Here is a 17320-nt window from a genome sequence, read left to right as displayed (position 1 = left end):
TGCCCTACCATCCGACGGCGCGGCCATGTAAGCCGGGCGGTTTTATGCAATAATTCCGCCTCGTTTTTTGCCTACACCTAATCATGTCTACTCGAAGAATCCTGGTCACGAGTGCGCTGCCGTATGCAAACGGCCCTATCCACTTAGGCCATCTGGTCGAATACATCCAGACCGATATTTGGGTGCGTTTTCAAAAGATGCGCGGCCACCAATGCCATTATGTGTGTGCCGACGATACCCACGGTACGCCCATCATGTTGCGCGCCGACCGAGAGGGGATTACGCCCGAACAATTGATCGCCCAAGTAGAGACTCAGCACAAAGCCGATTTCGCCGAGTTCGGGGTGGCTTTCGATCATTACCACAGCACGCATTCCCCGGAGAACAAGCTGTTGTCCGAGTTGATTTACACCCGTTTGCGCGAGGCCGGGCACATCAACAGCCGCAGCATCACCCAGGCCTACGACCCGGTCAAAAATATGTTCCTGCCGGATCGCTTCATCAAAGGCGAGTGCCCCAAGTGCGGTGCGCCCGACCAGTACGGCGACAACTGCGAAGCCTGCGGCGCCACCTACTCGCCTATGGAATTGAAAAACGCGGTTTCGGCGATTTCCGGCGAAAAGCCGGTCGAAAAGGAATCGCTACATTATTTTTTCAATTTGGCTGATTTCAGCGCGTTTTTGCACGATTGGACCACGGCCGGGCATTTACAGCCGGAAGTGGCCAACAAGATGGCGGAATGGCTGGGCAACGGCTTGCAAGAATGGGATATTTCCCGCGACGCACCGTATTTCGGCTTTGAAATCCCGCAGGCGCCGGGCAAATATTTCTACGTCTGGTTGGACGCGCCCATCGGCTACATGGCCAGTTTTCAAGCCCTGTGCGACAAACAAGGCCTGGATTTCGACGCCTATTGGGGCGAAAACAGCACTGTCGAGCTGTACCATTTCATCGGCAAGGACATCATCTATTTTCACTCGTTGTTTTGGCCGGCCATGTTGCACGGTTCGGGCTTTCGCACCCCAAGCGCGGTTTTTGCCCATGGGTTTTTGACCGTCAACGGCGAGAAGATGTCCAAGTCGCGCGGGACTTTTATCAAGGCTCGCACCTATCTGGAGCATCTGAATCCGGAATATTTGCGTTATTACTTCGCGGCCAAATTGGCAGGCGGGGTGGAAGACATCGATCTGAACTTCGAGGACTTCAGCCAACGCGTCAATTCCGATCTGGTCGGCAAAGTCGTCAACATTGGCAGTCGTTGCAGCGGCTTCATCGCCAAGCGATTCGACAACCTATTGGCGGCAGAATGCAGCGAGCCTGAGTTGTTTCAGTTTTTTATCGATGCGGAAAGCGGGATTGCCGAGTTGTATGAAAAGCGCGAGTTCGGCAAGGCGATGCGGGAAATCATGGCGCTCGCGGATAAGGCCAACCAATACATAGACGAGAAGAAACCCTGGCTGATCGCCAAGGAAGACGGCCGGGATACGGAGTTGCATCAGGTTTGCAGCATGGGCTTGAATTTGTTCCGGATTTTGGTTGCCTATCTGCGTCCGGTCATTCCTTCGTTGGCGGCTAATGCAGAGGCGTTCTTGGCCATACCGGTTCAACCTTGGCCGGCCAAAGCCCAGCCTTTGCTGAATCAGCGCATCAACGCGTTTACCCCGTTGATGACCCGGGTCGATGCGGACAAGATAGCCGCTATCGTCGAGGCTTCCAAGGAAAGTTTGGAAAAATCGCCCAAGCCTAAAGAAAAAACCTGCGAGCCGATTGCAGACACTGTCGACATAGAAGATTTCGTTAAAATCGATCTGCGGGTGGCCCGCATTGTTAAAGCCCAACCGGTGGACGGCGCGGAAAAGTTGCTGCAACTGACCGTCGATGTCGGCGACGAAACCCGTACAATCTTCGCCGGAATCAAATCCGCGTATTCCCCGGAACAATTGGAAGGCCGGTTGACCGTAGTGGTCGCCAATCTGAAGCCTCGCAAAATGCGCTTCGGCACCTCGGAAGGGATGGTGTTGGCGGCCGGTCCCGGCGGCAACGATATTTGGGTACTGTCGCCGGATGCCGGCGCCCAACCCGGCATGAGGATCAAATAGCCGGATGTCCGACGAGTTGGTGGACCGCATCGATGCGCTGTTGCCGCAAACCCAATGCGGTCAGTGCGGCTATAAAGGCTGTTTGCCTTATGCCCAAGCGCTGGCTAAGGACGAGGCGGACATTAACCGCTGTCCACCGGGCGGAGATGCCGGGATCCGCCGGTTGGCGCAGTTATTGGGTAGGGCTTACCTGCCTTTGGATCCGGCATGCGGCGAGGAAAAGCCAAGGCAAGTGGCGGTCATTGTCGAAGCGGATTGCATAGGCTGCACAAAATGCTTACCGCCTTGTCCGGTGGATGCCATCGTTGGCGCGGCCAAGCACATGCACAGCGTGATTGCCGGGCATTGCACGGGGTGCGGGCTGTGCGTGGCGCCTTGTCCGGTCGATTGCATTCGCATGGAAGACGTCGCGGACCCTATTTGGGACGCCGCCGCGGCGGACAAGGCTCGTTCGCGTTATCAAGCCCGTAATCGGCGTTTGCAGCAGCAAGAATTGGCAAAAGCGGAACGTTTGGCGCGGCAAAAACAGTTGCTGGCCAAGTTAAAGCAAAACTGAATTTTTCAGCACAAGCTGTGCTCGGCACCTTCTCGGGCTAAATACAGCTGTAAGCCGACAGTATCGGAATCGTTTGTTAAGCCGGCGAAGATGCTTTCCAACTCGTCGTCGCTGCGGTTCGGTTCGTGGTGGGTCAAAAACAGTTTCTTGATCTTGGCCAGCCTGGCGACGCGTAGCGAGCTCGCGTAGGTGCCGTGCCCCCAGCCTTGTTTGCTCGAATATTCGGCGTCGGTATAGGACGAATCGATGATCAGGCCATCCACGCCGCTCATCGCTTTAATCGCTTCCTGCCGTTCCTGCTCGACGACTCGTTGAAAATCGGCGTACTCGACAGTTTCGGGCGGGTACGGGTTGTATGGCACTTCGTAATCGCCGGTAAAAAATAGACTGGAGCCGTCGTCGTCGTCTATCCGGTAGCCGAAATTGAGGACCGGGTGGTTGAGTATGGTCGGGACGATGCGCAGGCTGCCTATGCGCAGCTCTGCGCCGGCAGTTAGATTTCGATAGTGCAACCGGCATTTCAACTGGCTCTCGCTGATCGGAAAATAACTGTTTTGCAATTGCACGCTCAGCGACCGCTCTATGCCGCAGCCGGTCAGCGGGTCTTGGCCGCCGTAGATGCGGATTTCGTTTTGCGCGGTAAATAAGGGATAAAAAAACGGCAGGCCTTGTATGTGATCCCAATGGGTGTGGGTGATCAGAATGTGGACCGGGCGGTTGAGCTGTTTCGGTAACTGTTTGGCCAGGGCATGGATACCGGTACCGGCGTCCAGAATGACCAGGTCGCCGCTGGAAGGCAGCACTTGTATGCAGGTGGTATTGCCGCCGTAGCGTACGGTTTGAGGCCCGGGGGTTGGAATGGAGCCTCTAACGCCCCAGAATTTCAGCTTCATTCGATCTCTAGCGGCATTTCAGGCGCCGGTTTAATGGGCTTGATCCCAGTTGACGCCGCTGCCGACTTCCACCAGCAACGGAATGGCCAATTCGGCGGCACCGGTCATCAAACTGCGGATTTTTTCGCGATAGGCGGCCAGGTCCGCAGTGGCGACTTCGAAAACCAATTCGTCGTGTACTTGCATAATCATCTTAACGTCGGCGTTGCTGTCGGTTATCCATCGGTCGCAGGCTATCATGGCGCGTTTGATGATGTCTGCGGCGCTACCCTGCATGGGCGCATTGATGGCGGTGCGTTCGGCGTATTGGCGTAAAGCCTGGTTTTTGGCATTGATGTCGGGTAGATACAGGCGTCGGCCGAATAGGGTTTCCACGTAACCTTGCCGCTTGGCTTGCTCCCGAATGTCCTCCATGTATTGCCTTACGCCGGGGTAACGGTTGAAGTATAGATCAATGTAGGCTTGCGCTTGGTTGCGCGGCAAGCCTAGTTGTTGAGCCAAGCCGAAGGCGGACATGCCGTAGATCAAACCGAAGTTGATCGCTTTGGCGGAGCGGCGCAGATCGTGAGTGACGCTGTCCGGCGCCACTTCAAATACTTCGGCGGCGGTGGCGCGATGGATGTCTTCGCCTTTGGAAAACGCATTGAGCAATCCGGCGTCGCCGGACAAATGCGCCATGATGCGCAACTCGATTTGCGAATAGTCGGCGGCGACAATGGTGCAACCGGGTGGGGCGATAAAGGCTTGGCGGATTTTTCGCCCCTCTTCGCTGCGAATCGGGATGTTCTGTAAATTGGGTTCGGTCGACGACAAACGTCCGGTGGCGGCCACGGCCTGTTGGTAAGACGTATGCACACGTCCGGTTTTCGGGTTGATCTGCTGCGGTAATTTGTCGGTATACGTGGATTTCAGCTTGCTCATGCCGCGGTGTTCCAAAATCAGGCGCGGCAATGGGTAATCTTGTGCCAGCTCCTGCAACACCGATTCGTCGGTGGACGGTTGCCCTTTAGGGGTTTTTTTCAGTACCGGCAATTTCAAACGGTCGTACAGAATGTCTTGAATTTGCTTGGGCGAACCCAAGTTGAATGCGTGCCCGGCGACGTCGTGTGCTTGCTGTTCTATGCCCAGTATGCGGTTGGCTAATTCCAGGCTTTGTTGCGCCAGCATGTCGCTGTCGATTAACACGCCGTTTTGTTCGATTGTGACCAACACCGGCAGCAGCGGCATCTCGATATCGCTATACAAAGACCAAAGGCCGGGCTGCTGTTGCAATTGCGCCGATAGGGTTTGGTGCAGGCGCAGCGTAATGTCCGCATCCTCGGCCGCATAGTCGGCGGCGGGTTCCAGCGCGACTTCGCTGAAGCCGATTTGTTTGGCGCCTTTGCCGCAAATGTCTTCGTAGTGAATGGTGTCCACGCCCAAGTAATGCTTGGCCAAGTCGTCCATGTTGTGCCGGGTGGCGGTACTGTTGAGCACGTACGACTGCAGCATAGTGTCGTGGCGCATGCCGCGCAGGGTGATGCCGTGGTTGTGCAGTACGTGGGCGTCGTATTTTAGGTTTTGCCCGACTTTGGCGCGCCGCGGGTCTTCCAGCAGCGGCCGTAGTGCGTTCAATGCGGCGTGGCGGTCTAATTGCTGCGGAGCGTCCGGATAAGCGTGTGCCAACGGCAGGTATGCCGCCTGTCCGGCTTCGACTGCAAAGGAAACGCCGATGATCTCGGCATCGCTATAGTTCAGGCTGGTGGTTTCGGTGTCGAAGGCAAACAGCTCGGCCTGTTTGAGTTTATCCAGCCACGCGGCGAAATCCGCCTCGGACAGTATCAATTGATAGTCTTTGGCGATTACGGCCGGCACGGGCGTCGATACCGTAGAGGTCGGTTCGACCAAGCTCCCGGCTGCGGCATCGTCACCGTTCAGGGTTTTAAGCCAGCTGCTGAAGCCCAATTGGCCGAGTTGTTGTTTTAGGGCAGCAAGGTCCGGTTGTTTGCGCTTCAAGTCTTCAATGCCGTAATGCAGGGCGACGTCGCAGCGAATGGTGGTCAGTTGGCGCGACAAAGGCAGTTGCGGCAGGCTGGCGCGTAGGTTTTCGCCGATCTTGCCTTTGATGTCGGCCGCGCCGGCCATCAAACTATCCAGATCGCCGTATTCCTGCAGCCACTTGGCGGCGGTTTTGGGGCCGACCTTGGGTACGCCGGGGATGTTGTCGACCGTATCGCCCATCAGCGCCAGATAGTCGACGATTTGTTCCGGCTTGACCCCGAATTTTTCCTGTACCCCGGCAATATCCATCACTGTGCCGGTCATCGAGTTTTCCAGGGTGATTTGTTCGTTCACCAGCTGAGCCATATCTTTGTCGCCGGTGGAGATGATGACGCTAAAGCCATGCGCGGCAGCGGTTTGCGCCAGACTGCCGAGCACGTCGTCGGCCTCGACCCCGGGTTCCATGATCAACGGCAAACCCAAAGAGCGGATCAACTCGTGCAAGGGTTGGATCTGTACCCGTAATTCGTCCGGCATGGGTGGCCGGTTGGCCTTGTATTGCTGGTACAAATCGTGGCGGAAGGTTTTGCCGGGCGCATCGAATACCACGGCAAAATAAGGCGTCGCATAATCGTTGATCAGCTTGCGCAGCATATTCGAAACGCCGTAAATGGCGTTGGTGGGTTGGCCTTGGGCGTTGGTTAAGGGCGGCACCGCGTGAAAGGCGCGAAATAAAAACGACGAGCCGTCGACTAGGATCAGTTTGTTTTCCGACATTGGCGCAACAGATTGATGAATGACTGCCGAAACAATAGCGCCTGCGGCGCCGCTTGTCGACGGCTGTATATTTTTCGCGACTGCCAGGCGGGCTGAACTGAATGAATCTATAACCGGCAATATAGGATAATGTCCGCCTCACACACGTAGCGCGCAGCCCATGAGCAAGGCTAAGCGCTGTAACGTTTTCTTTTTTTGCCACGATACGTCATTGATGAACGCGCAGAAACGACTCGCTATTTTCGACCGTTTAGCTATCGCTACCCCTGAACCGACCACAGAGCTGAATTTCAGTAGTCCATTCGAGTTGTTGGTGGCGGTGGTGCTCTCCGCGCAAGCGACCGACAAAGGCGTCAACAAGGCCACGGCAAAATTGTTTCCGGTGGCTAATACGCCGCAAGCCATCTTGGCGTTGGGCGAAGCGGGTTTGAAGGAGTACGTTAAAACCATAGGCCTGTTCAACAGCAAAGCCGCCAATATCATCAAATTGTGCGAAAGCTTGATAAGTAAACACGGCGGTGAAGTGCCGCGATCCCGTGAAGATTTGGAGGCCTTGGCCGGCGTCGGCCGCAAGACGGCGAACGTCGTTTTAAACACCGCGTTCGGTTTGCCTACCATAGCGGTCGATACCCATATTTTTCGGGTGTCGAATCGCACCGGCTTGGCACCCGGCAAAAACGTTCTGGAAGTCGAGAAAAAATTGGAGAAAAGCGTGCCGCGCCTGCATAAAAAAGACGCGCACCATTTGTTGATTTTGCACGGGCGCTATGTGTGCATAGCCCGAAAACCCCGCTGTCAAACTTGCTGTATTGCCGATTTATGCGAGTTTAAAGAAAAAACCACATAGAGCGTTTACAATGAAACAGGACTGAACTTAAGGAGTGCGAGTCGGTCGCATGGGCTCGGCTCTATGGGCTGCAGCTGATAACAACAATCCGAACATCTTAAGAGAGAGCGTCATGAAAAAATTTAGCAAAACTCCTTTGACATTGGCGATGGGTACCGCCGTTTTATCCGGCTTTGCGGCCGGCGTGCAAGCCGAATCCAATCCATTTGCGTTAAGCGAATTGTCCAACGGTTACATGGTTGCCGAAGTATCCAATAAAACCGCTCACGGCGCCTGCGGCGGCAACGTCGCTGACGAAAACGGCCGCAAAATCAGTAACAGTAAAAAAGCCGACGGCTCCTGCGGTGAAAATAAGTGCGGCGCCATGATGAAAGGCGGCGAAATGAAAAAAGGCATGGAAGGCCAATGCGGTGAAATGATGAAGGGTAAAGAGGGATCTTGCGGCATGAGCGCTAAAAAAGCCGAGTCCAAAAAAGCCGACGGCTCCTGCGGTGAAGGCATGTGCGGGGCGATGATGGAAGGCGGCAAAATGAAAAAAGGCATGGAAGGCATGTGCGGGGAAATGATGAAAGGCAAAGAAGGCGCATGCGGCATGATGGGGGGTATGTCCGGCGATGCGGATAAGTCCGCGCAAGGTTCTTGCGGGGCCATGATGAAGGGTGGGGAAGGCTCTTGCGGCGCCATGATGAAAGGCGGCGAAGGTTCGTGCGGTGCCGCGATGAAAAAGGAAGACGCTGAAAAAGCCGGCGAATAGGCTAGGGTGTGACCAATTATCGGTCTGCCGGCGCTTGCCGGGCGGGTTTAGGCCTTAGACGGGCGTTTTTGCCCGAGGTTTTGGCCAACCCGCCCAGCCAAGTGGATTTTTACGAGGTGGCGCCGGAAAACTGGATGACGATAGGCGGCAAGTTAGGCAAACAATTTAGGGCCGTGACGGAGCGCCATGAAGTTGTTTGCCACGGCTTGTCGCTGTCTATCGGCAGCTGCGATCCGCTGGACGAAGCATTCGTGTATCAGCTGAAAGCCTTCATGGCCGAACACGGTATCCGCTTTTACAGCGAGCATTTGAGTTATTGTAGTCATAAAGGGCATTTATACGATTTGATGCCGATACCGTTCACCGAAGAGGCCGTAACCCACGTTGCGGCGCGGATCAGGCGGGTGCAGGACATTTTGGAGCATAAAATCGCGATGGAAAACGTCTCGTATTATGCGACGCCGGGGCAGGAGATGTCGGAAATCGATTTTTTCAACGCGGTGGTCGCCGAGGCGGACTGCAACGTCCTGATCGACATCAACAATATTTACGTCAATAGCGTCAATCACACTTACGATGCGCTTGCATATTTACGAGCGATTCCTGGGGAGCGCATAGCCTATGCGCATGTCGCCGGGCATTACGTCGAGGCCGAAGATTTTTTGGTGGACACCCACGGGGCACCGGTCATCGATCCGGTATGGCGCATGCTGGAAATCGCCTATCAGGAATTCGGGGTGTTTCCGACCTTGTTGGAGCGCGATTTCAATTTGCCGCCGTTAAGCGAGTTGTTGCAGGAGGTCGATACGATACGGTCGCTGCAACGGCAGGCGGAGCCGGCTGACTTGATTTTTGCATGACTGCCGTCGATTTCAGGGCCGAGCAAGCCCGTTTTGCCGCCTACATCCGCGATCCGGAGCAAATCGACCCGCCTGCCGGCGTGCATCCCGTGCGCATGGCGATGTACCGGGAGTTGTTTTTTAACAACATCAACAGCTTTTTGTGCAGTAATTTCCCGGTAATGAAATCGATTTTGCCTGATGCCGATTGGTTGGCGTTGGCCCGGGATTTCTTTTTGCAGCATCGGTGCAAGACGCCGCATTTTTCCGAAATTGCCGAAGAGTTTTTAGATTATTTGCAAAACGAAAGGCGCAATGCCGCGGATTTGCCTTTCTTGCTGGAATTGGCCCACTACGAATGGGTGGAAATGGCGTTGGCGATTGCGAGGGACCAGCCCGAATTCGGAGGCGAGGCGTTTGCGGAGTACATACACGACCGCGCATTGCAATTGTCTCCGCTGGCTTGGCCGTTAGTCTACCGTTTTCCGGTGCAGCGGATAGGTCCCGGGTTTGTGCCCGAGCAAGCGCCCGAACAAGCCACCTATTTGATCGTCAATCGCGACAGCAACGATGAAGTCAGGTTTATGCAAACCAATGCGATGACCTATTTGTTGTTACAAACTATAGAACAACAGCCGAATCGGCCGGGCGCTTATTATTTGGACAGTTTGGCGGCCCGGACGGCCGGGCAAGCGGCAGAGGAAGCAACGCGCCGGTTCGGTTTGGATACCTTGCAAGAACTGGCGCGCAAGGATATTGTTATTCCGGCTGTTGACGTTTAAAGCTATGCACCCACACCAAGCCGTTCTCGTTCCATTCCATATTGGCGTGCATTTTTAAAATCAAATCCTTATAAACAGCCATGTTCGGATAGCCTTCGGCTTGCGCGTCGGCATCCGTCATATCGCCGATACGTTGACGCTCGACCGCCGTGACGATGAAATCGATGCCTTCCAATTGAAAATGCTCACCCGGATAAGCATATAAACCGTCGCGACGTTGCTGAGTTTTTTGGCCGCTCAAAGCAGCGGCTACCAGCTTGGGATGACGAATCAAACGGTCAATTTCGCAGGTTTTTTCGGGGTATTCACTCATCGGCAGGTCCTATCGGTGCATAGAAAAAGGCGCATTATTATGCAAAGCGGGAAAAATAGCAGGGGCTTGCCGAATTTTAGTGATGCGCAAAGCGCCGGCAGTCCGCTCAATTACTGGCGACAGTAGGGAAGCGGGCGCGGAATTTGCTGTTGCCTTTGTCGAATTTGTTTTGCTGTACCCGCACTAAGGCCAGCTTTGCCTCGTTCTGCAATTGGCTGTCGGCGAACTTTTGTTGACGGCGGACCGGCGCATTGATTGCTTTCATAAAAAACGCTTCGGCTTCTTCGATTCTATCGTGGCGCAGTAAATAATCGGCGTAAAAGTAGTTGGCGTCGATGCCGTTAGGGTTGATGCCGAGACTGGTTTTCAGCAATTGTTCGGCAGTATCGTCGTCGCCGAACGAAACCGGCCAGCCCGGCAACATGTAATACAGCGTGCCCAGCGTCACGTAAGCGGCTCCGTCCAATGCCTTGGGATTGATTTCAATCGCTTCCTCCAGCAACTGCTTGGCTTGTGCAAGCGTTGTCAATGCGGTTAGCGGCGATTCCAAAGCGGCATTGGTGGCCATGATGGTAGCCAGCCAAATCTTAGGTTCGGCAGCATTGGGAAAGCGACGTTCCAATTCGGCCGCCTTCGTTTGCAGCTGAGGGTAGGTTTGCTTTTGTACGGCTTCGTCCGGCTGGTAATAGACGGACGCCCAGGCGCTTTCCAAGTTGTCTATGGATGCGCCAAGCTCCGACGCGTAAAGCGGACGGCATAAAAGTAACAAAAAAACAACAATAGTCGCTATATTCATACAGAAAATATAGAGCATTGTTGTAAGAAATTCAACGCCTCATTTAACTGTTTGTTATTTATTCCAATTTTTGAATGGATTTTTGCATAAGGCGTTGTTGTAGTAGCGCAAATCGCTGGTTACTTCGGCACCGATCCAGGCGGGTTTTTCGAAGTTTTCGCCAATTTGCAACAATTCTATCTCCGCTACGACTAGGCCTGCGTTTTCCCCCAGGAATTCGTCGATTTCCCAGGTGTGTCCGCTGTTTTGGACAAAATGCCGGATTTTTTCGATCAAGGGCTTATGGCACAGATCGGCTAAAATGGTTTGCGCGTCGGCTAGCGGAATTTCATATTCGAACTCTTGCCGGTGGGTGCCTATTACGGCGCTTTTGATGTTCAACCAGGCTTTGGTGTCGGAAATTCTGACCCGGACAGAGCTATGCCGGTCGCTGCTTAAATAACCTTGCTTGTAATAAACCGAGCGTTCAACCCGCTCGCGCCATCCGTCGTTCGCTAATAAAAACTTGTGTTCGATTTCCAAGGCCATTAACAGGCTCCAATTCGATAGTGAAAACAATATCCATTATGGCGTGTTTACCTTAGGTTCACATAAAGTCCGGTAGGTATGAGCGGGCAAGACCATGCAGTGACGCGCGCAGTCGATTCGACTATAATCCCGCCCTGTTCGCGCGTGTATTGTTTGGCGCGACTACTCTAATTAATCCCGTCATTTTATTCCTAAATTATGTTGCAGCTTCATTTGGACAGGTGTGTCGAGGGGCCAAGCCATGGATGTTGAATTGCTTGTCAAGGCCTTAATCTTAGGTATAGTCGAGGGCTTGACCGAATTTTTACCTATTTCCAGTACCGGCCATTTGATCCTAGCCGGCGACTTGCTGGATTTCAACGACGATAAAGCCAAAGTGTTTAGCATCGTCATCCAGGTGGGAGCGATTTTGGCCATTTGCTGGGAATATCGGCGCAAAATCGGCAGCGTGCTTTTGGGGCTGCCCAGGGACAGGAAGGCGCAAAGATTCGTGTTGAATTTGGCGATAGCGTTTATGCCGCTGGCGCTGCTTGGCCTGGCGTTCGGTAATCACATCAAAGCGCTGTTGTTTAAACCGGTTCCGGTCGCACTGGCTTTTATCGTGGGTGCGTTTGTCATCATGTGGGCGGAAAGACGCGAACATAAAATCCGCGTTGACGACGTCGATGATTTGAGTATGTCGGATGCCTTGAAACTGGGCATCGCTCAAGCGTTTGCGTTGATACCCGGCACTTCGCGTTCGGGGGCGACGATTATAGGCGGATTGTTGTTCGGCTTGTCGCGCAAGGCCGCCACCGAGTTTTCGTTTTTCTTGGCGATACCCACCCTGGTGACCGCCAGTTTGTACGATTTGTATAAACATCGAGAGTTATTGGGCGGCGATAACGATATCGCATCTTTCGGCGTCGGACTCGGCGCGGCGTTCATCAGCGCTTTGATCGCCGTCAAAGGCTTGTTGCGTTACATCAGCCGCCATGACTTCATCATATTTGCTTGGTACAGGATACTGTTCGGCGCCGTCGTGATTGCTACCGCCTATAGCGGCTTGGTGCAATGGACGGTAGATTGATTCGGTCTTAAAGTCCGGTTTCATGGTCGATAGATTTGAATTTCGCATAATTTATTAAGGTATTTCATGGCTTTGCCTCTGTTAATGATCGTGTTCGGCTTGATTGTGTTGGTTTGGAGCGCCGATTTGTTCGTCGAAGGGGCGGCGGCTATTGCCAAGCACTTAGGCCTGTCGCCCTTGTTGATCGGCATCGTGATCATCGGCTTCGGTACCTCGGCCCCGGAGTTGTCGGTATCCGCTCTGGCCGCGTTGCAAGGCAATCCCGGCATCGCACTCGGCAACGGCTATGGTTCCAACATCACCAATATTGCCTTGATACTGGGTTTGACCGCCCTCATCAGCCCGATTACGGTCAAATCCGGATTGATTAAAAAAGAGTTGCCGATATTGTTTCTGGCTACCTTATTGGTCTACCTGAATCTTGCCGACGGCGAATTGTCGCGTAACGATGCCATTGTGGAATTGCTGGCGTTTGTCGGCGCCATGCTCTGGCTGGCTAAATCCGATAAACAAGAGGATAGGCCGGACAGTATAGAGCACGATATCGAGGCCGAACTGGAAGAACATGCCATGTCGGAATTTCAAGCCTGGATCTGGCTGATTGCCGGCATCGTGTTGTTGATGCTGAGCTCCAGGGCTTTGGTTTGGGGTGCGGTATCCATCGCTCAAGATTTGGGCGTCAGCGATTTGATCATCGGCTTGACCATAGTTGCGGTAGGCACTTCCCTGCCTGAATTAGCGTCGTCCATAGCGGCCGCCCGCAAAGGCGAACACGACTTGGTGGTGGGGAACATCATAGGCTCCAATCTATTCAACACGCTGGCGGTGGTCGGTTTGGCGGGCTACATTCAGCCCATGCCCATCCCGCATGAGGTATTGGCTCGGGATTGGCCGGTGATGGCGGCGTTGACTGCCGCGTTATTCGTCATGGGTTACGGCAGTAACGGCAAAGGTTGTATCAATCGCCCGGAAGGCGGGGTTCTGCTAACGGTTTATACCGCGTACACGTTGTATCTAATTAACACTGCGCTTTAAATTTCATTTGCATGTTAATCGAAACCCATTTGCGTAACTGGGTGTTTCGCTGGAGCAATTGGCTGCTGTATCGGCCGTGCTTTTCGCTGGCGATTGCCTTTTTTTTCGCTTACTTGGCCATCGGCTATGTCGGCAATCATCTCAGCATCAATACCGATACTGCGGAATTAGTTGCGCCGGATGCGCCGTTTCAGCAAAACCGGCGTAAATTCGAACAAGCGTTCGGACAGGACATTCATACCGTTCTGATATTGCTCGACTCTTCCAGTCCCGAGCTTACCAAGGCCGCCGCTCAGCGTTTGGCTAGAGAATTGCGTGCCGACACCGAGCATTTCAGCAATGTCTACAGGCCGGATGAAAGTGCTTTTTTTCAGCGTAACGGTTTGTTATACCTGGATACCGATAAATTACAGGATTTTTCGGTCACTTTGGCGCAAGCGCAGCCCTTCATCGGCCGAATTTCCCAAGATCCCAGCCTAAACGGATTTTTTTCGATTTTCATAGACGCGCTGCAAGGCAAGCAGGGTAGCGGCGAAGTCCCCATCGACTTGATGTCTTTGATCGGCAAGGTTGCCGCGTCTTTACATAAAACCTTGAACGGCGAAACCGACTTGCTGTCGTGGCAGAATTTGATTGCCGAAAATCGCATCAGCGAAGCGCAATCGGACAAGGCTTTTATATTCGTGCAACCGAAATTCGACTTCAGCCGCATTTTGCCGGCCGAGCAAGCTATTGAAGCGATTAGGGCCGCGGGGGCCAAGATTCAAGATCCGAATTTGCCTGCGGTCAGGGTAAGGATTACCGGCGAGGTCGGCTTGGAGCACGACGAAATGGCCGGCATGAGCAAGGGCACGTTTACCGCGAGCGTGTTTTCCATCGTATTGGTATGCGGTATTTTGCTGATTGCTTACCGTTCCTGGTGCCTTACCTTGGCGACCTTGTTCGTATTGAGCTTGGGCATGGTGTTTTGCGGTTTGTTCGCAGCGGCGGCTGTCAAGCAGCTGAACTTGATTTCGGTTGCGTTCGCGGTATCCAACATCGGTTTGGGGGTCGAATACGCTATCCATTTGTGTTTGCGCTACCGCGACAATATCGACGTATTGGTAGGCGATAAGTTAAAAGCGATACGCACCGCCGTGTTGGATACCAGTCCTTCGTTGATTTTGTGCGCGGCGACCACGTCGATCGGCTTATACGCTTTTGTCCCCACCGATTATCAGGGTATTTCCGAGCTAGGTCTGCTGGCCGGTACCAGCTTGTTTATTTGTTTGTTCGTAACGCTCAGCGTGTTGCCGGTGTTGCTGAGGTTGTTGCCGAAGCCGCCGCTCCATCATTTGCTGAAAGGCCAGCATCCCGGCGCGTCGAAATGGTCGCAAGCCTTGGCTCACCTGACTTTGCATTACGCCAAGCCTATCAGTGTAGCCACCGTCTTGCTGGCCTTAGGCGCCGCGGCACTATTGTTCGGGGTTAAAACCGATTTTAATCCGATCAATTTGCGCGATCCGGAAACCGAGTCGGTGCGGGCGTTTAAGGAATTGTTGCAAACTAAAGATACGTCACCCATGACCTTGTCGGTTTTGGCGGCTAACGCTGAAGAAGCACGGACATTGCAGCACCGTTTGGCCAAATTGCCGGTAGTCGATAAAACCTTGAGTTTGTTCGATTTGGTGCCGGACGATCAGCAGGAGAAATTGAATTTAGTCGACGAAATGATGCTGACTTTAGGGGCGCAAAGCCGCTCGTTTCCGCAATTGAAAACCGGGGGCGATCCGAAGCCGGCCATCGTCGGCATGCTGGCCGCCATCGATGCGACGTTGCCCACCCGCACCGATCCGGCGCAGATTCATTGTCTACAAAGCTTTCGCCACGAACTGCAAGACGTGTTGACTGAGCTGGATGCTCGTTTTCCGCCGGATAGGGGAGTATTCGTGGAAAAAATTCAGACATCCTTGCTGGGTACTTTGCCTACCGTGATGAACCAATTGCTGACCGGTTTTCAAGCCGAGGAAATCGATGCCGGCAGTATTCCGGAACCCATCAAGCAGCGCTGGCTGTCGGCCGGCGGCCTGTATCGCATCCAAATCTTTCCGAAACAGGACTTGAACGACTTGGGGCATTTGCAGGAATTCATTACCCAGGTGCAAGCGATAGCGCCTAACGTGACCGATTTGCCGGTGATGTATTGGGAATCGATGAAGTCGGTGCTGGCCGCTTTTCGGCAAGCTATTTTGACCGCCTTGGTTTCGATTGCGCTATTGCTGTTGGTGATCCGCCGTAGCGTGGTGGATACCTTGTTGGTGATGACGCCATTAGTATTAGCCGGCTTGTTTACCATGGCCAGCACCGTGCTGACCGGCACCCCGGTGAATTTTGCCAATATTATTGCTTTGCCCTTGCTGATGGGGTTAGGGGTGGATAACGGTATTCATATGGTGGAGCGTTTGCATCATTCTCTGGCCGAAGATCAGAACATCTACGAATCCAGCACGGCTAGAGGGATGTATTACGGCGCGCTAACCACGATATCCAGTTTTGCCGGCTTGGCGTTTTCCCCGCACCAAGGCATAGCCAGCATGGGTTTGGTGATTACCATAGGCATTTTCTGGATTATGGTATGCACCTTTATCCTGTTACCGGCGTTAAGCAAGTTGGTATTGAAACCGCGGGTTAAAGTTGTGGAACAGGCGTGATTCGCAGCGTCGACCCTGTTGCCAAGTAAGCGGATGGGGCCGGTGTCAGTGCGATAAGGTGCGCAATAGGTTTTTGTAATCCTCGGCGATTTTGATGTCTTCGTTTTTTAATTCCGCGACCCGTTTACAGGCATTGATTACCGTGGTGTGATCGCGGCCGCCGAAGGCTTCGCCGATTTCCGGATAGCTGTGCGAGGTCAATTCCCTGGCCAAACACATCGCTATTTGCCGTGGCCGGGTTAAGGATTGTTTGCGGCTTTTGGCGGATAAATCGGTTACCCGGATTTTGAAATATTCGGCGACGGTTTTTTGAATGTTGTCGATGCTGACCAATTTGTCTTGCAAGCTAATCAAATCGTGCAGCGCTTCTTTGGTGAACTCCACGGTAATCTCGCGGCCGGTAAATTGCGAATTGGCTACCACTCGCCGCAAGGCGCCTTCCAAATCGCGCACGTTGGAGGGAATGCGCTGAGCGATGAAAAACGCCACTTTTTGATCCAGCGCCACGCCGACTTGTTCGGCTTTTTTGATCAAAATCGCGGTGCGGGTTTCCAAGTCCGGCGGCTCAATCGCCACCGGCAAGCCCCAGCTGAAACGCGATTTAAGCCGGTCTTCCAAGCCGTCGATTTCCTTGGGATATTTGTCGCAGGTTAGAACCACCTGGTGCTTTTGGTCTAACAAATTGTTGAAGGTGTGAAAAAACTCCTCTTGCGAACGTTCCTTGCCGGCCAGGAATTGGATATCGTCCATCAACAGCACGTCTATGTTGCGATAGTAATCCTTGAAGTAATTGATGCTGTTTTGTTGTAAAGCTTTCACCATGTCCTGCACGAATTTCTCCGAATGCAGGTACACGATGTTGACGTCGGGATTTTTTTGCAGCACTGCGTTGCCTATCGCGTGCATCAAATGGGTTTTGCCCAAACCGGACGCGCCGTATATGAACAAGGGATTGTAAATTTTGCCGATGCTGTCGGATACCGTGACCGAGGCGGCTCGTGCCAGTTGATTGGATTTGCCTTCCACAAAGCTCTCGAAGGTAAATGCACGGTTCAAAAAGTTCGGTTGATTCTTTTTTTGCGCCGGCGCTTTGTTTATAGCCGGGGTCTTTAGCGCGGGCGCTTTTTTGCTGCCGATTTCGTAATGGACTGCCAAAGTAGCGTTGGAAAACTCGTTGACTGCGTCTTCGATCACCGAAAAAAAATGTTGTTTGATATGGTCGATGATGAAGCGGTTAGGGGCCAACAATTTCAGTTGGCTGCCCGATTCCACCGCCTGCAGCGGGCGTATCCAGGTATTAAAGTCGCCGGACGGAATCTCGTGTTCGAGTTTAGCCAGACAATTATTCCAGATTGCGCTCAT

15 protein-coding genes are annotated in these 17320 nt (G+C 53.4%); 9 read left to right on the top strand and 6 right to left on the bottom strand.

The genetic code is table 11. The features are described 5' to 3' along the window. Positions 1-83: 83 nt before the first annotated feature. Together metG and AB0A83_RS00070 are read left to right on the top strand one after the other, a co-directional pair. Positions 84-2099: a methionine--tRNA ligase gene (metG, locus tag AB0A83_RS00075; RefSeq protein WP_150045973.1), complete on the top strand. Its 2016-nt coding sequence runs from the start codon at positions 84-86 to the stop codon at positions 2097-2099. Positions 2100-2103: 4 nt separating this feature from the next. Continuing rightward, on the top strand, positions 2104-2655 hold the full coding sequence (locus tag AB0A83_RS00070; protein ID WP_367155072.1) for an RnfABCDGE type electron transport complex subunit B: 552 nt from the start codon (positions 2104-2106) through the stop codon (positions 2653-2655). A 5-nt stretch (positions 2656-2660) separates the two neighbouring features. Here the strand turns inward: AB0A83_RS00070 and AB0A83_RS00065 are convergent, their stop codons facing one another. After that, positions 2661-3548 (bottom strand): MBL fold metallo-hydrolase, encoded by an 888-nt coding sequence (locus AB0A83_RS00065; RefSeq protein ID WP_150045971.1) that lies wholly within the window; start codon positions 3546-3548, stop codon positions 2661-2663. Between the two features lie 30 nt (positions 3549-3578). Continuing rightward, the gene (polA, locus tag AB0A83_RS00060; protein WP_367155070.1) at positions 3579-6305 is read right to left on the bottom strand and encodes a DNA polymerase I; all 2727 of its coding nucleotides are present in this window, start codon (positions 6303-6305) and stop codon (positions 3579-3581) included. A gap of 214 nt (positions 6306-6519) precedes the next feature. Between polA and nth the strand changes: the two genes are divergently transcribed. From nth to AB0A83_RS00040, 4 genes are all read left to right on the top strand, one after another. Then, positions 6520-7152, top strand: coding sequence for an endonuclease III (nth, locus tag AB0A83_RS00055; RefSeq protein WP_150051699.1), 633 nt, complete (start codon positions 6520-6522; stop codon positions 7150-7152). 112 nt (positions 7153-7264) lie between these two features. After that, positions 7265-7906, top strand: coding sequence for a hypothetical protein (locus AB0A83_RS00050; RefSeq protein WP_150045969.1), 642 nt, complete (start codon positions 7265-7267; stop codon positions 7904-7906). Positions 7907-7914: 8 nt separating this feature from the next. Then, positions 7915-8766, top strand: coding sequence for a DUF692 domain-containing protein (locus AB0A83_RS00045; RefSeq protein ID WP_367155069.1), 852 nt, complete (start codon positions 7915-7917; stop codon positions 8764-8766). After that, positions 8763-9527, top strand: a complete 765-nt coding sequence (locus tag AB0A83_RS00040; RefSeq protein ID WP_367155068.1) for a DUF2063 domain-containing protein — start codon at positions 8763-8765, stop codon at positions 9525-9527. Before AB0A83_RS00045 ends, AB0A83_RS00040 begins: the two co-directional genes overlap by 4 nt. On the opposite strand, the gene AB0A83_RS00035 is transcribed toward AB0A83_RS00040, so the two are convergent. The 3 genes from AB0A83_RS00035 to AB0A83_RS00025 form a co-directional block, all read right to left on the bottom strand. Further along, on the bottom strand, positions 9505-9840 hold the full coding sequence (locus AB0A83_RS00035; RefSeq protein WP_150045966.1) for an ASCH domain-containing protein: 336 nt from the start codon (positions 9838-9840) through the stop codon (positions 9505-9507). The two genes, AB0A83_RS00040 and AB0A83_RS00035, sit on opposite strands and share 23 nt — an antisense overlap. A 106-nt stretch (positions 9841-9946) precedes the next feature. After that, complete coding sequence (locus AB0A83_RS00030) at positions 9947-10552, bottom strand: hypothetical protein (RefSeq protein ID WP_232056723.1); 606 nt, start codon at positions 10550-10552, stop codon at positions 9947-9949. Positions 10553-10690: 138 nt separating this feature from the next. Further along, positions 10691-11164, bottom strand: coding sequence for a CYTH domain-containing protein (locus tag AB0A83_RS00025; protein WP_150045964.1), 474 nt, complete (start codon positions 11162-11164; stop codon positions 10691-10693). Between the two features lie 241 nt (positions 11165-11405). Between AB0A83_RS00025 and AB0A83_RS00020 the strand changes: the two genes are divergently transcribed. The 3 genes from AB0A83_RS00020 to AB0A83_RS00010 all read left to right on the top strand — a co-directional run bounded on the left by AB0A83_RS00020 (position 11406) and on the right by AB0A83_RS00010 (position 15958). Then, complete coding sequence (locus AB0A83_RS00020; RefSeq protein ID WP_150045963.1) at positions 11406-12233, top strand: undecaprenyl-diphosphate phosphatase; 828 nt, start codon at positions 11406-11408, stop codon at positions 12231-12233. 66 nt (positions 12234-12299) lie between these two features. Further along, entirely contained in the window at positions 12300-13268 is a 969-nt protein-coding gene (locus tag AB0A83_RS00015; protein ID WP_150045962.1) for a calcium/sodium antiporter, read from the top strand. 11 nt (positions 13269-13279) lie between these two features. Continuing rightward, a complete protein-coding gene (locus AB0A83_RS00010; protein WP_367155067.1) occupies positions 13280-15958 on the top strand; it encodes an MMPL family transporter in 2679 nt (892 codons plus the stop codon). A 45-nt stretch (positions 15959-16003) separates the two neighbouring features. Here AB0A83_RS00010 and dnaA read toward each other — a convergent pair whose 3' ends face one another. Beyond that, positions 16004-17320: a chromosomal replication initiator protein DnaA gene (gene dnaA, locus AB0A83_RS00005; RefSeq protein ID WP_150045960.1), complete on the bottom strand. Its 1317-nt coding sequence runs from the start codon at positions 17318-17320 to the stop codon at positions 16004-16006.

The organism is Methylomonas sp. HYX-M1, from assembly GCF_040741385.1.
Taxonomy (GTDB): Bacteria; Pseudomonadota; Gammaproteobacteria; order Methylococcales; family Methylomonadaceae; genus Methylomonas; species Methylomonas rhizoryzae.
Note: the sequence above shows the minus strand (reverse complement) of the source record. Positions and strands in the feature narration are given on the sequence as shown.

What these genes read in the sequence shown, in the direction of transcription:
- polA (WP_367155070.1), bottom strand. Translation starts at nt 6,305, where the DNA reads ATGTCGGAAAACAAACTGATCCTAGTCGACGGCTCGTCGTTTTTATTT.
- dnaA (WP_150045960.1), bottom strand. Translation starts at nt 17,320, where the DNA reads ATGAGCGCAATCTGGAATAATTGTCTGGCTAAACTCGAACACGAGATT.
- AB0A83_RS00065 (WP_150045971.1), bottom strand. Translation starts at nt 3,548, where the DNA reads ATGAAGCTGAAATTCTGGGGCGTTAGAGGCTCCATTCCAACCCCCGGG.
- AB0A83_RS00015 (WP_150045962.1), top strand. Translation starts at nt 12,300, where the DNA reads ATGGCTTTGCCTCTGTTAATGATCGTGTTCGGCTTGATTGTGTTGGTT.
- AB0A83_RS00025 (WP_150045964.1), bottom strand. Translation starts at nt 11,164, where the DNA reads ATGGCCTTGGAAATCGAACACAAGTTTTTATTAGCGAACGACGGATGG.
- AB0A83_RS00020 (WP_150045963.1), top strand. Translation starts at nt 11,406, where the DNA reads ATGGATGTTGAATTGCTTGTCAAGGCCTTAATCTTAGGTATAGTCGAG.
- AB0A83_RS00010 (WP_367155067.1), top strand. Translation starts at nt 13,280, where the DNA reads ATGTTAATCGAAACCCATTTGCGTAACTGGGTGTTTCGCTGGAGCAAT.
- nth (WP_150051699.1), top strand. Translation starts at nt 6,520, where the DNA reads ATGAACGCGCAGAAACGACTCGCTATTTTCGACCGTTTAGCTATCGCT.
- AB0A83_RS00040 (WP_367155068.1), top strand. Translation starts at nt 8,763, where the DNA reads ATGACTGCCGTCGATTTCAGGGCCGAGCAAGCCCGTTTTGCCGCCTAC.
- AB0A83_RS00070 (WP_367155072.1), top strand. Translation starts at nt 2,104, where the DNA reads ATGTCCGACGAGTTGGTGGACCGCATCGATGCGCTGTTGCCGCAAACC.
- AB0A83_RS00035 (WP_150045966.1), bottom strand. Translation starts at nt 9,840, where the DNA reads ATGAGTGAATACCCCGAAAAAACCTGCGAAATTGACCGTTTGATTCGT.
- metG (WP_150045973.1), top strand. Translation starts at nt 84, where the DNA reads ATGTCTACTCGAAGAATCCTGGTCACGAGTGCGCTGCCGTATGCAAAC.
- AB0A83_RS00050 (WP_150045969.1), top strand. Translation starts at nt 7,265, where the DNA reads ATGAAAAAATTTAGCAAAACTCCTTTGACATTGGCGATGGGTACCGCC.